11 protein-coding genes are annotated in these 13,384 nt (G+C 73.7%); 6 read left to right on the forward strand and 5 right to left on the reverse strand.

What is annotated here, in order from left to right; all coding sequences use genetic code 11:
• The first annotated feature begins 48 nt into the window (after window positions 1-48).
• Both Pdca_RS14005 and Pdca_RS14010 read left to right on the forward strand, forming a co-directional pair.
• On the forward strand, window positions 49-1,209 hold the full coding sequence (locus Pdca_RS14005; RefSeq protein ID WP_085915740.1) for a tyrosine-type recombinase/integrase: 1,161 nt from the start codon (window positions 49-51) through the stop codon (window positions 1,207-1,209).
• Window positions 1,112-2,110, forward strand: a complete 999-nt coding sequence (locus tag Pdca_RS14010; protein WP_232021561.1) for an alpha/beta fold hydrolase — start codon at window positions 1,112-1,114, stop codon at window positions 2,108-2,110. The genes Pdca_RS14005 and Pdca_RS14010 overlap by 98 nt, the downstream gene beginning before the upstream one ends.
• Window positions 2,111-2,162: 52 nt before the next feature.
• Here the strand turns inward: Pdca_RS14010 and Pdca_RS14015 are convergent, their stop codons facing one another.
• Complete coding sequence (locus tag Pdca_RS14015; protein WP_085915741.1) at window positions 2,163-3,233, reverse strand: alpha/beta hydrolase fold domain-containing protein; 1,071 nt, start codon at window positions 3,231-3,233, stop codon at window positions 2,163-2,165.
• A gap of 297 nt (window positions 3,234-3,530) precedes the next feature.
• On the opposite strand from Pdca_RS14015, the gene Pdca_RS14020 reads away from it, so the two are divergent.
• Window positions 3,531-4,124, forward strand: a complete 594-nt coding sequence (locus Pdca_RS14020; RefSeq protein WP_085915742.1) for a TetR/AcrR family transcriptional regulator — start codon at window positions 3,531-3,533, stop codon at window positions 4,122-4,124.
• 78 nt (window positions 4,125-4,202) lie between these two features.
• Here Pdca_RS14020 and Pdca_RS14025 read toward each other — a convergent pair whose 3' ends face one another.
• Window positions 4,203-5,561, reverse strand: a complete 1,359-nt coding sequence (locus Pdca_RS14025; RefSeq protein ID WP_232021562.1) for an MFS transporter — start codon at window positions 5,559-5,561, stop codon at window positions 4,203-4,205.
• A 26-nt stretch (window positions 5,562-5,587) separates the two neighbouring features.
• Between Pdca_RS14025 and Pdca_RS36075 the strand changes: the two genes are divergently transcribed.
• Both Pdca_RS36075 and Pdca_RS14035 read left to right on the forward strand, forming a co-directional pair.
• Window positions 5,588-6,622, forward strand: coding sequence for a hypothetical protein (locus Pdca_RS36075; RefSeq protein WP_174824314.1), 1,035 nt, complete (start codon window positions 5,588-5,590; stop codon window positions 6,620-6,622).
• The gene (locus Pdca_RS14035; RefSeq protein ID WP_085915743.1) at window positions 6,619-7,812 is read left to right on the forward strand and encodes a hypothetical protein; all 1,194 of its coding nucleotides are present in this window, start codon (window positions 6,619-6,621) and stop codon (window positions 7,810-7,812) included. Before Pdca_RS36075 ends, Pdca_RS14035 begins: the two co-directional genes overlap by 4 nt.
• Window positions 7,813-7,816: 4 nt before the next feature.
• Here the strand turns inward: Pdca_RS14035 and Pdca_RS14040 are convergent, their stop codons facing one another.
• Window positions 7,817-9,373, reverse strand: a complete 1,557-nt coding sequence (locus Pdca_RS14040) for an acetolactate synthase large subunit (RefSeq protein ID WP_085915744.1) — start codon at window positions 9,371-9,373, stop codon at window positions 7,817-7,819.
• The gene (locus Pdca_RS14045) at window positions 9,370-10,440 is read right to left on the reverse strand and encodes a tartrate dehydrogenase (RefSeq protein ID WP_085915745.1); all 1,071 of its coding nucleotides are present in this window, start codon (window positions 10,438-10,440) and stop codon (window positions 9,370-9,372) included. Before Pdca_RS14045 ends, Pdca_RS14040 begins: the two co-directional genes overlap by 4 nt.
• Before the next feature lie 84 nt (window positions 10,441-10,524).
• On the opposite strand from Pdca_RS14045, the gene Pdca_RS14050 reads away from it, so the two are divergent.
• Complete coding sequence (locus tag Pdca_RS14050; protein WP_232021563.1) at window positions 10,525-11,991, forward strand: MFS transporter; 1,467 nt, start codon at window positions 10,525-10,527, stop codon at window positions 11,989-11,991.
• Window positions 11,992-11,997: 6 nt separating this feature from the next.
• Here the strand turns inward: Pdca_RS14050 and Pdca_RS14055 are convergent, their stop codons facing one another.
• Window positions 11,998-13,305: an MFS transporter gene (locus tag Pdca_RS14055; protein WP_232021564.1), complete on the reverse strand. Its 1,308-nt coding sequence runs from the start codon at window positions 13,303-13,305 to the stop codon at window positions 11,998-12,000.
• Between the last annotated feature and the right edge of the window lie 79 nt (window positions 13,306-13,384).

Raw genomic sequence — 13,384 nt, forward strand, 5'->3', positions numbered from 1 at the left:
ACCCGTCAGGTACAACACACCCACCACCAGCCGACCCGGGAGAGGCCCGTGGCATCCATCAAACGACGCCCCAACGGGACCTGGCGGGCCCGCTACCGCGACGAAACCGGCCACGAACACGCACGCCACTTCGACCGGAAAATCGACGCCCAACGCTGGCTCGACGAAGTCACCACCAGCATCATCACCGGCAACTACGTCGACCCCCGAGCCGGGAAAACCACCCTGCGCACCTACACCGAAGACTGGCGCACAGCACAACCCCACAGCCCCCTCACCCGCGCCCGCATCGAACGAGAACTCCGCCTCCACATCTACCCCGCCATCGGCGACACCCCCATCGCCCGACTCCGCCCCACCACCATCCAAGCGCTCATCTCCGGGCTCCCACTCGCACCCAGCTCCACCGGGAACATCCTCGACACGCTCCGGCAAATCTTCAAAGCCGCCCGCCGCGACCGACTCCTCACCCACGACCCCACCGACGGAGTCCGCGCCCCCACCGGCGGCCGCACCGACATCTGGATCCCCACCCCCCAACACATCCGCGACCTCCACACCGCGCTCCCCGACCGCTACAAAACCGTCGTGGACCTCGTCGTCGGCGCCGGACTCCGCCAAGCCGAAGTGACCGGCCTCGAAGTGCGGCACCTCGACTTCCTCCGCGGCCGCGACGTCACCGTCGCCCAACAGCTGATGTCGTTGACCCCGACACGGCTGACCGAACCGAAAACGTCCGAGTCACTGCGTGCGGTGCCGCTCGCGCAGGGCACTCTCGACGCGCTGTCCGCGCACCTGGCCGCCCACCCCGCGACGCCCGTGGACCTCGACGACGAGACGAACCCGCGTGCCCCCACCCGACGCCCGGTGCGGCTGGTGTTCACCACAACGAACGGGCACCCCATCACCCGCGGCACCTGGTCGGGGATCTGGGGCAAAGCCGCGCGGGAGGCGGGGTTCCCGAAAGGGTCCGGGCTGCACAGCCTGCGGCACTTCTACGCGTCGGCGTTGATCCGGTTCGGGGAGTCCGCGAAGGTTGTGCAGCGCCGGCTGGGGCATGCGTCGGTGGAGATCACGCTACGCACGTACACGCATCTGTGGCCTGACTCGGATGATCGGACTCGTGAGGCGGTGGCGTCGGTGCTGGAGGTTCTTGCGGACCCGGTGCGGACCGCCGTCCCGGGCAGGGTGTCTGACCTGCAGGGATGACCGGTTTCGCCATTGGGACAACGAGTGGCTGATCGGCGAGGGCCGCGCACTCGATCCGGCGCGCTGGTTCGTGATCGTGCCGAACATGCTGGGCAACGGGTTGTCGTCGTCGCCGTCGAACACCCCGGCCCCCGACAGCGGGCCGTCGTTCCCGCCGATCCGGGTGACCGACAACGTCGAGGCCCAGCACCGGCTGGTCACCGAGGTGTTCGGGCTCGAACGGCTGGCGCTGGTGCTCGGCTGGTCGATGGGCGCCGGGCAGACCTACCAGTGGGCGGTCAGCCATCCGGAGATGGTCGAGCGGATGCTGCCGTTCTGCGGTTCGCCGCGCACAGCGCCGCACAACCGGGTCTTCCTCGACTCGCTGCGGGCAGCGCTCACCGCGTCGGCCGGGTTCGACGGCGGCCGGTACGGCGTGCCGCCGGACCGCGGGCTGCGGGCGTTCGCCCGGATCTACGCCGGATGGGGGTTCTCCCAGGCGTTCTACTGGGACGAGTGCTGGCGGGAGCTCGGCTACACGTCGCTGGAGGACTTCGTCGTCGGGTTCTGGGAGGGCTTCTTCCTCGACGGACGCGACCCGAACAACCTGCTGACCATGCTCGACACCTGGTGGCACGGGGATGTCGGCGCGACCCCGGGCTTCGACTCCACCGAACAGGCGCTGGCGTCGATCCGGGCCAGGGCGATCGTGATGCCGGCCGAGAAGGATCTCTACTTCCCGCCGGAGGACGAGGCCTGGGCGGTGTCGCACATGGGAGGTGGCGCCGAGCTGCGGGTGATCCCCGGGGTGTGGGGGCACTTCGCGGGCGGCGGGGCACCGGGGCGGGCCCCGGACAACGCCGACACGACCTTCATCGACGCCGCCGCCGCCGAGCTGCTGGCGGGCCCCTCCGGCATCTGAGCCCCTCCCGTTCCTGCACGGGCGAACCGCTCGTGCAGGAACGGGAGCGAGCTCAGGGCCGCACCGACGCGGCGAACCCGACCACCTCGCGGACGGCCGCCGCGTACACGTCGGGCATCGCGTCGCGGAACAGGATCTGCCCGACGTGGCAGAGCCCCAGGTCGACCTTCCCGGCCGAGGGCACCCCGGCCTGCAGGAGCTTGCGGTGGTAGGCGATGCCCTCGTCGCGCAGCGGATCGAGCTCGGAGCAGGAGATCAGGTGCGGCGGGAGGCCGCGCAGGTCGTCCACCGTCGCCCGGGCGGGCCAGCAGGTCGGCTCGTCCTCGTTGCCGGCGCCCGGGTCGTAGACCTCGGCGAGCAGCGGGAAGAGCTCCCGGTTGAGCCAGTACCGGTCGTTCTCCCGGAGTGAGTGGAGCTGCTCGGGGGCGCGGTCCCAGCTGCCGAGCACGTACGGGCACAGCGCGTGGATGCCGGAGATCCGGTCGCTCCAGCCCTCCCGCCGGGCCCTGATCGCGACCGCGAGCGCGAGGTTCGCCCCACCGGAGTCCCCGGTGACCACGACGTGTGTCCCGCCGAGTTCGTCGAGGTGGTCGAGCACCCAGTGCAGCCCGGTGGCGCAGTCGTCGAGACCGGCCGGGAACGGGTGTGCGCCCAGCCGGCCCGCACCGTTGCGGTACTCGACACCGACGACGACCGATCCGGCGGCCGCGAGCTCGTCGCGCCAGTGCATGTAGGCCGGCCCGGTCGTGCCGAGCATGACCATCCCGCCACCGTGGATCTGGTACACGACCGGCAGCGGACCCTCGACGCCCTCGGGGCGGTGCACGTGCAGGGTGACGCCCGGTGCCGGCTCGCGGGTGTCCCGCACGACCCCGGGCACGGGAGCCCACGATCCGGCGAGCGCGGCGAAGAAGCCCTCGAAGCCCTCCTCCACCGCGGACACGAACGCGAGCAGGGCATCCCGGCCCGCGGTCCGGTCCATCGGCGCGTCGTCGGCGTGCCCGGTCGCCCCCAGGGCGCCGAGGACCGCGACCATCCGCGGATCGGCGCGCGGGTCGTCCGCGAGGCTGAGAGCGGGGTTCCCCAGCCGGCCGACCGGCCGGTGTGTCGTCGTGTCGGTCATGTCCTGCTCCTCGTCGAGCTCGGCTGCGCACCTCTGGACGTGCGGCTCGGAAGGTTACAGATGGGGTTGTGTGTTACACAAGCTGCTCCTCGGGGCAGCCGCACGCCCGGCGTGAGAAGTGGATCGACGAGCCCTGAGCTGTGGATCCTCGGGGCGGCCCTGGTGCCGGGTGGGTGTCCGTCCATTACAGTCTGGCCGCAGCGATGCACCCGATACCGGCTGCATCGGGAGTCACGGGCGAACGACGGGGGAACGGTGACGGGTGACCGGGGTGCTGCCCGCGCGGAATCCACGGCGGTGACGCCCCTGCAGCGGCAGCTCAGCACCGTGCCGCCGCGAACCAGGGTGACCCCGCTGGACGCGCTCAAGGTCGCGCACCGCTGGTTCCACGAGGGCCGCCGGATCGACATCCAGGCCCTCGCGAAGGAGCTCGGGGTCAGCCGGGTGACGCTGCACCGGTGGGTCGGCACCCGCGAGCAGCTCCTGGTCGAGGTGCTCTGGCTCAACGCCGACCGGGCGCTGGCCGCGACCTGGGCGACCGTGCGCAGCGAGAGCCCCGCGCACAGCCTGACCGCCGAGACGCTCAGCCGGTGGGCCGCCGACGTGCTGGTCCATCCGGGCTTCCGGCAGATGCAGGCCTCCGAGGGCGAGCTGCTCGCCCGGTTGCTCACCCGTGATGCGAGCGAGTTCCAGAGCAGGCTGATCGGGCTGGTCACCACGATGCTGGCCGACGACGTCGAGAGCGGCCGGGTGACGATCGATCTCGAACCCGCGGAGCTGGCCTACGCCACCGTCCGGATCGCGGAGTCGTTCGTGCACACGCCCGCGATCACCGGCGGGGATCCCGATCCGGAGCGCAACGCGCGCGTCCTGCGAGCGCTGTTGCGCTGAGCCCCGGCCCGCGACCTTTCGGTGGGGGCGATCCGGCCGGGACGTCGTTCAGGCGGCGACCCGGCGACCCGGCGGTGCTCAGGAGGGGAGCCGGGTGCGGGGCGCCGTCGCCGCGCCGGTCAGCGCGAGCACCGCGACCACGGCGATCAGCACCGGCATCGCGACGGCCGGGGAGGTCAGCAGCGCCAGCAGCGCCCCGCCGAACCCGATGAACGCCGCCGTCGCAAGCTGGTCGAGCAGCTGGGCCGCCGACGAGTGCGTCCCCACGTCGGCGGCGTCGGAGTGGGCCAGTGTCAGGAATGCGATCGCGGAGAACGCGACGCCCATCCCGAGCCCGGCCAGCCCCCAGAACCCGATCGCGAGCCAGCCGGGCAGCCAGCCCGCGGCGACCGGGAGCAGCCCGAGCTGACCGAGTGCGATCATCGCGAAACCGACGCGCAGCATCGTCGAACGGTCCAGGTCCGGATAGCGGGCCTGCCAGGCCGCGGCGCCCGACCAGCCCAGCGACGCGACGATCAGGGGGACGCCGGCGGCCGTCAGCGTCCAGTCGTGGGTCGCGGTCAGGATCAGTGGCAGGAACGACACCACGGTGAAGAACGCCCCCGCCACCAGGCCACGGGCGGCGACCACCGAGGCGATGCCGCGACGCGCGGCGAACGTGCCGCGGGGGAGCAGCCTGCGCAGTGCCGGGACGAGCGCCAGCACCGCGACCACGCCCACCACCGCGCCGCGGACGTCGAGGTGTTCGAGTGCCCAGCTCAACCCGGCCACTCCGAGCGCGGCGCCGAGTGCGGCGACGACCAGGCCGGTGCTGCCGCCGTTGGTGCGGTTCGCGGGCGGTCCGAGCCGGCGCACCGCGGGCATGATCAGCACGAGGGCGAGCCCGACGATCGGGAGCAGGCCGAGGAACACCCAGTGCCAGGAGAACCGCTCGGTGACGACGGCCGCGATCGGCGGGCCGGCGAGCGATGGCAGCACCCACGCCGAGGAGATCAGCCCGAAGACCGCCGGACGTTGCCTGCTCGGGTAGACGGCCGCGACCAGCACATACACCGCGACGCCCTGCACGCCCGCACCGAGGCCCTGCAGCACCCGGCCGGTGAGCAGCTCGGCGGCCGTCGTCGCCGAGCCGGCGACGAGCAGCCCCACCCCGAACACCGTCGGCGCGACGACGAGCGGGACGCGCGGACCCCGGGCGTCGCACCAGCGGCCACCGAAGGCGGTCCCGAACACCGCCGCGGCCAGGAACGCGACGAACGGCCACGAGTACAGCCCGCCGAGATCGGCGACGACGGCCGGCATCGCGGTTCCGACGCCCATCGCCTCGAACGCGGTGAGGCTGATCAACAGCAGGATGCCGACGGTGGTCGGCGCCCGCCCGCGGGACCAGACCCCCGGCTCGCTGCTTGCTCCCTGTCCCCGGACCGTCTCCACCACCTGGCCAGCCTGCGACCTCGACCCCGGTGCAGGTCAAGCGGGTTCTGGTGATCACCCGGCGTGATCGGGACCCGACCGGTCGTGTTTTCCGGCCGCACGAACGGGTACAGAGCGCCATGACCGACATCACAACGATCATCATCGTGGCGGTGGTGGTGGTCGTCCTCGTGGCGATCGCCGCCACCGCGCTGGTGGTGGCGCGCCGGCGCCGATCGGCAGCCCTCCGCGAGCAGTTCGGACCCGAGTACGACCGCACCGTGCGTGGGGCCGACGATCCGCGCGACGCCGAGAAGGATCTCGCGCAGCGCCGCAGGCGGCATCGCTCGCTGCGGCTGCGCGATCTCGACCCGCAGGAGCGTGCGGGCTACCGCGGCCGCTGGACCCAGGTGCAGCAGGGCTTCGTCGACGACCCGGCCACCGCGGTCCGGGACGCGGACCGCTTGGTCGCGGAGGTGATGTCGGCCCGCGGGTATCCGGTCGAGGACTTCGATCAGCAGGCGGAGGACCTGTCCGTCCCGTATCCGGTGCTGACCCAGCGCTACCGCGAGGCGCGCGGTATCTCTCGCGAGCACGCCGCGGGCCGTGCCGGCACCGAGGACCTGCGGCACGCCGTGACGAACTACCGGGCGCTCGTCGACGCACTGCTGGACGACACCGGCGGCGACCACGGCCGGGCGGACCCGGCGCAGGGCGATCCGCGGGCCGTGCAGGCCGGGCCGCAGGCGGCGCACGGCGGCGACCCGCGCGCTGCGCAGGGAGATCCGCGATCGGCGCCCGGCGACCCGCGGGGCATGCAGGGCGATCCGTATGCGGCACAGCCAGATCCTCGCAACGGTCAGGTGCACCCGCGTGCCGCGCAGGTCGATCCGCGTGCGGCGCAGGGTGACCCGCGTGCCGCGCAGGCCGACCCGCGTGCGGCGCAGGTCGACCCGCGCACCGGCCGGACCGACCCGCGGGGCGTCCCCGTCGATCCGCGCACCCGGCCGCACGACCCCGCCGGACCGCCGCCGCAGCAGCCGCCGCAGACCGGACACGACACACGACGGGAGACGAGCGCATGAGCGACCGTTCCGGACATCGGCCGGAGAGCCGCGCGGCCCGGCTGGCCGGCGAGATCAAGGAGCGGATCGTCGGCCGCAACGACGACGAGCGCGACGCCGACTGGGACGGCACCGACGCTGCCGTCACCGCACAGCGCGATGCGGGCCCTCCCGGTCCGGGCGACCCGCTGCCCGGAGAACCCGGCCGACCCCCGGCCGGCGGTCCGGCGCAGCCGCCGCCGGTCGGCGTGGACCCGCCGGCACCCGGCCCGGACCAGCTACCCGGTGCGGTCCCAGGAGGACCCGGTGCGGATCAGATGCCCGGCATGGACCCACGCGGACCCGGTGCGGACCAGCCGCCCGGCATGGATCCGCGCGGCCCCGGTGCGGATCAGATGCCCGGCATGGACCCACGCGCACCCGGCTTCGATCCGCGCGGACCCGGAGCGGGCCGGCCGCCCGGCGCGGACCCACGGGGACCCGGTGCGGACCAGCCGCCCGGGATGGACCCGCGGGCACCCGGTGCCGATCCGTGGGCGGGCGCGGCACCACACGGCAGGCACGCCGAGGACCCGCCGCTGCCGCCGCCGCGCGGAGCCACACCACCGACCGGCGGACCGCGCACCGGAGGCCCGCCGGCACCGCGCACCGCGGGCCCGGACGACGCCGCTCCACCGCCGCCGCCACCACCGGCACCGCCCGCGGCGCGGCCCGGCGCCGTTCCCGCGGCCGACGCGGCACCGGGCGGCGTCCCGGTCCATGACCCCGGCGCACCACCACGGCAGGGCGCACCCGCCGGTGCGCCGCCACCGGTGGATCCGGGCGGGCCGGGACGCACCCCGCCGCCCGATCCGGGCCGCGGCGGACCGCACGACGCCGGGATGCCGCCGCCGCCCGGCCGGCCGGGCCGGCCGGACGACGGAGGAGCACCGGGTGCCCCCGCCGGCTCGTCGCTGATCCCGCCGGACCGGGCCGGTCGCTACCAGGAACGCTGGAACGTCCTCAAGGGCGAGTTCGTCGACGAGCCCCGCCGGGCCGTGCACGGGGCGAACGAGCTGGTCGGCGAGGTGCTCGACGAGCTGGAGAACCTCTTCCGCAACCAGCGCGACGACCTGGAGCAGCAGTTCTCCCGCCACGACGCGTCGACCGAGGACCTGCGTCAGGCCCTCGGCCGCTACCGGGAGTTCTTCGACCGGCTGCTGTCGCTGTAGCGCCTCAGCCGACCGCGGGGACGATCGCCTCGATCAGGTGCGGGCCCGGCTCGTCCCGGGCCCACCGCAGGGCGTCGAGCAGCGCCTCGGTGCTCTCCACCCGCCGGGCGGGGACACCGAGGCCGGTCGCCAGCGACACGAAGTCCGGGGTCGGGTCGGACAGGTCGAGCATCCGGCCCGCCCGCCCGGACCGGGCGGCCTCGCCGGCTCCGGTCCGCGCGAGTTCGACCCGCAGGATCGCGTACGCCGAGTTGTTGATCAGCACGACGGTGACGTCCAGCTGTTCCCGGGCCATCGTCCACAGCGCCTGGAAGGTGTACAGCGCACTGCCGTCGGCCTGCACCGCCAGCACCGGCCGGTCCGGTGCCGCCACCGCGGCCCCCAGCGCGGACGGAAGCCCCTGGCCGATCGCCCCACCGGTCAGCGCCAGCTGGGTGTGCGGGGCCGCCGTCTGCAGGGCCGGGGCGAGCGCCGCTCCCGCGGTCAGCGACTCGTCGACGACGATCGCGCCGTCCGGTAGTGCCGCGGCGATCGCCGCGCTCATCGAGCGGACGTCCAGCGGGCCCGGCGGCGGTTCCGGCGCCTCCCGCGGCGCCACCTCGGCGACCGCGCCCGGCGCCACCGCCGCGGCCAGCTCCTCCAGCGCGGCGCAGGCGTCCGACGCGGTGTCGGCGAGCCCGACCACCGGGCAGCCGTCCGGCACCAGATCACCGGGCACACCCGGATACCCGAAGAACGACACCGGCGCGCGGGCACCGGCGAGCACCAGCGACGACGCACCGTCGAGCTGGGCCAGCGCCTGCTCGGCGAAGTAGCCGAGCTTGTCCACCCGGGGCCGTCCGGCGCCGGTGTCCCAGCAGCGCGGGAACGTCTCGACCAGCAACCGGGTGCCGGTCGCGGCGGCGATCCGGCCGGCCGCGTCCATCGCACGCTCGCTGAGGGCGGGCCCGCCGAGCAGCAGCACCGCCCCCGGCTCGGCGACCGCGGCCGCCGCCGCGGCCACCCGCCCGGGATCGGGCGGGTACGGGACCGCCGCGGGCAGCGGGGGAGCGATCGCCGCACCCTCGGACCAGGACACGTCCGCCGGCAGGACCAGCGTCGCGATCTGCCCGCCCCGCTCGGAGGCGGCGGCGAGCGCCCGCATTGCGTCGGCGGCCACGTCCCGCGGGTCACCGGAGGTGTGCACCCAGCCCGACACGGTCCGGGCGACGGCGGTGATGTCGGACTCCAGCGGCGCGTCGTGCCGCACGTGATCGGTGGCGTGCGCGCCCACCACGCACAGCAGCGGGGTGCCGGCCCGGCGCGCGTTGTGCAGGTTCGCCAGGCCGTTGCCCAGCCCCGGCCCGAGATGCAGCAGCACCCCGGCGGGTTTCCCGGCGACCCGGGCGTACCCGTCGGCCGCCCCGGTGGCGACGCCCTCGAACAGGGCCAGCACGCCGCGCATCCGCGGCACCGCGTCCAGCGCCTGCACGAAGTGCATCTCCGAGGTGCCCGGGTTCATGAAGCAGACCTCGACACCGGCCTCGACCAGCGACCCGACGAGCGCCTCGGCGCCCCTCACGCGTCGATCCGCTTCAGCACGGCGGCGGTCATCTCGTCGGTGCCTGCGGTGCCCCCCAGGTCACCGGTGCGCACCTCCAGCAGCGCGGAGCGGATCGCGGCCAGCACCTCGGCGCCCGCCTCCGGGTAGCCGAGGTGCTCCAGCAGCAGGCCCGCCGACCAGATCGCGCCGAGCGGGTTGGCGATCCCGCGGCCCGCGATGTCCGGGGCGGAGCCGTGCACCGGCTCGAACATCGACGGGTGCGTACCCGTCGGGTCGAGGTTCCCCGACGGCGCGATCCCGATCGACCCGGCGACGGCCGCGGCCAGGTCGGACAGCACGTCACCGAACAGGTTGGACGCCAGCACCACGTCGAACGACGACGGGTCCAGTACCAGCTTCGCGGCGAGGGCGTCGATGTGCTCGGAGCGCCACTGCACGCCCGCGAACGCGGCGGCCCGTTCGGTGACCACCTCGTCCCAGAACGGCATGGTGTGCACGATCCCGTTCGACTTCGTCGCCGACACCAGCCGGTTCCGCCGCCGCGACGCCAGGTCGAACGCGAAGTCCGCGATCCGGCCGACCCCGCGCCGGGTGAACACCGCCTCCTGCACCGCGAACTCGCCGTCGGTGCCGCGGCCGAACCGGCCACCCATCTCGGAGTACTCGCCCTCCGAGTTCTCCCGGACGATCACCAGGTCGACGCCGCCCTCGGTGTCCCCGGGACGTGCCGCGGACAGCGGCGAGCGCACGCCGTCGAACACCGTGATCGGGCGCAGGTTCACGTACTGGGAGAACTCGCGGCGGATCGGGATGAGCAACCCCCACAGCGACACGTGATCGGGCACCCCCGGCCAGCCGACGGCGCCGAGCAGGATCGCGTCGTGCTGCCGGATCCGGTCCAGGCCGTCGTCGGGCATCATCGCGCCGGTGTGCGCGTAGCGCTCGCACGACCAGTCGAACTCGTCGTAGCCGAACGTCAGGCCGTGCCTGCGCCCGACGGCGTCCAGCACGGCGGTGGCGGGCGGAAGAACCTCCTTGCCGATCCCGTCGCCCGGGATCAGCGCGATGCGCAGCGACGTCGTCATCGTCCCAGTGGACACGGTGTGACCCTGTCCGCGGAACCCGGGGTCCGGGTTGCGCCGAGCACTCCGGCACCCACGAATGGTGGGGTGAACGATCCCGATCCGCGGCGCTGGTGGGCGCTGTCCGTCTGCCTGGTGGCGGGCTTCATGAGCCTGCTCGACGTCAGCATCGTCAACGTCGCCCTGCCGTCGGTGCAGGCCGGGCTGGACGCCTCGGCCGCCCAGGTGTCCTGGGTGGTGTCGGGCTACGCGCTGACCTTCGGGTTGGTCCTGGTCGCGGCGGGCCGGCTCGGCGACGACCGCGGGCGGCGCCGGATGTTCCTGATCGGGCTGGCCCTGTTCACCCTGACCAGCGCGGCCGCCGGGCTGGCTCCGACCGCCGAGGTGCTGGTCGTGGTCCGGCTGCTGCAGGGCGCCGCGGCCGGCCTGATCTCCCCGCAGGTCGTCGGGTTCATCCAGGACCTGTTCCGCGGGCCGGAGCGGGGCACCGCGTTCGGCCTGTTCGGCACCGTCGTCGCGATCTCCACGGCGGTCGGCCCGCTGCTCGGCGGCCTGCTGCTGGCCTGGGCGGGCGACGCGGACGGCTGGCGCTGGGTGTTCTTCGTCAACATCCCGATCGGGCTGGCGGCGCTGCTGTTCGCGGCCAGGGTGCTGCCCCGGGATCGGCCGGGCCCCTCCCGGCGCCGGCCGTTGGACCTGCCGGGGGTGCTGTTGCTGGGCACGGCGGTGGTCTGCCTGATGCTGCCGCTGGTGCTCGCCGAGCGGGATCCGGCGGCAGCGCCGTGGTGGCTGCTGGGAGTCTCGGCGGTCGCGCTGGCCGGGTTCGTCGGCTGGGAGCGGGTGGCGGCGCGCCGGCACGGTCATCCGCTGGTCGACTTCGGGCTGCTGCGGATCCGCAGTTACGCGGTCGGCGCGACGCTCGGCATGGCCTACTTCGCCGGATTCACCTCGATCTTCTTCGTGCTCACCCTCTACCTGCAGGACGGACTGGGCTACACCCCGCTGCAGACCGGGCTGGTGCTGACGCCGTTCGCGCTGAGCTCGGCGGTGACCTCCACGGTGGGTGGACGGCTGGTCGCCCGGTACGGGCAGGCGGTGGTCGTCACCGGGCTCGCCGTCGTACTGGCCGGGCTGCTCGCCACCGACATCGCACTCGCGCTCACCGCGGGCGGGCCGCTGACCGGGTGGGTGGTCGCGGGCACGCTGCTGGTCGCCGGGGCCGGCGGCGGGCTGGTCGTCGCCCCGAACCAGACGATCGCGCTGTCGGAGATCCCGCCGGCCTCCGGCGGCACCGCCGCCGGGGTGCTGCAGACCGGTCAGCGGATCGGGACGGCCGTCGGGCTGTCGGTGGTGGCCGCGGTGTTCTTCGGCAGGCTGACCGCCACCGGGGACTGGGCGTCCGCGATCTCGCACGGCCTGGTGGTCACCGTCGGCCTGGTCGCGGTCGCGCTGGCGCTCGGCGTCACCGATCTGGTGCTGTCCCGGCGCCGGGGGCGCGCGGGCACCACCGCCGGGGAGCCCACCCATCTGGGCGGCCCCACCGGCGGTGGTTGAGCGCGGTCAGGTCCTGGCGGCCGGTGCCACGTCGTCGTGCTCCCGGAGCCCGGAGCGCAGCGTCTCGGTCATCAGGTAGGAGCAGCCCATCGAGACGAGCGCGATGAACGCGACGTATCCGGCGACCGCGTAGAGCGACCCGGTCCAGGCGACCAGCGCGGTGCACAGCAGCGGCGCGATGCCGCCGAGGATCGACGCGATCTGATAGGCCAGCGACGCCCCGGAGTACCGCATCCGGGTGGAGAACTGCTCGGCGAAGAACGCCGACTGCGGCCCGTAGACCGCGGACCGGCAGGCCTGCACGACGAGACCGCCCAGGATGAACAGCCAGACGTTGCTGGTCGAGACCAGCCAGAAGTAGGGCACCGCGAACACCGCGAGCAGACCCATCCCGGCCAGGAACAGCGGCCGGCGGCCGAGCCGGTCGGAGAGCAGGCCGAAGGCGAGGATCATCGGGATGTCGGACAGCGACAGGAAGGCGTTCGCGGTCAGGATCGTCGTGCGGTCGTAGGCGAGCTCCTGGGTCGCGTAGGTGACCAGCCACACCGAGCCCACGTAGAACGTCGAGTTGGTTGCCAGGAAGGAGCCCGCGGCCAGCGCGATCTCCTTCGGGTAGGTGCGGAGCGCCTCGAACACGGGCATCCGGTTCGCGGTCTTCTCGTCCATCGACCGCTGGAACACAGGTGACTCGTGCACCCCGAGCCGGATCCACATGCCGACGCCGATCAGCGCGATGCTGGCCAGGAACGGCACCCGCCAGCCCCAGGACAGGAACTGCTCATCGGTGAGCAGCGCGGACAGCACCGCGAAGGTTGCGGTGCCCATGACCAGACCGAGCGGGACGCCGACCTGCGGCCAGCTGCCGTAGAACCCGCGTCGGTGCGCCGGTGCGTGCTCGACGGCCATCAGCGCCGCCCCGCCCCATTCGCCACCGACCCCGAAGCCCTGCAGGAACCGCAGCGTGACCAGCAGGACCGGGGCCCAGATGCCGATCGTGTCGTAGCCGGGTAGCAGCCCCATGCCGACGGTCGCGGCTCCCATCAGCAGCAGCGAGTAGACGAGCATCGGTTTGCGGCCGATCTTGTCGCCGAAGTGGGCGAAGACCGCTCCGCCGATCGGGCGGGCGATGAACCCGACGGCGAACGCGCCGAACGAGGCCAGCGTGCCGGCCAGCGGATCCACCGATGGGAAGAACACCTGGCCGAACACCAGTGCCGCGGCGGTGCCGAAGATGAAGAAGTCGTACCACTCGATGGTGGTGCCGATGAGGCTGGCGGTGGCGACCTTGCGGGACGACCGGAGCGTGGGTGCCACGGTTCCTCCCGGCGACGCCGACGGGACGGATGACGACATGGCGGCCGACGCTAAACGACCGATCGGTGCATGTCGAGAC

The organism is Pseudonocardia autotrophica, assembly GCF_003945385.1.
Lineage (GTDB): Bacteria > Actinomycetota > Actinomycetes > Mycobacteriales > Pseudonocardiaceae > Pseudonocardia > Pseudonocardia autotrophica.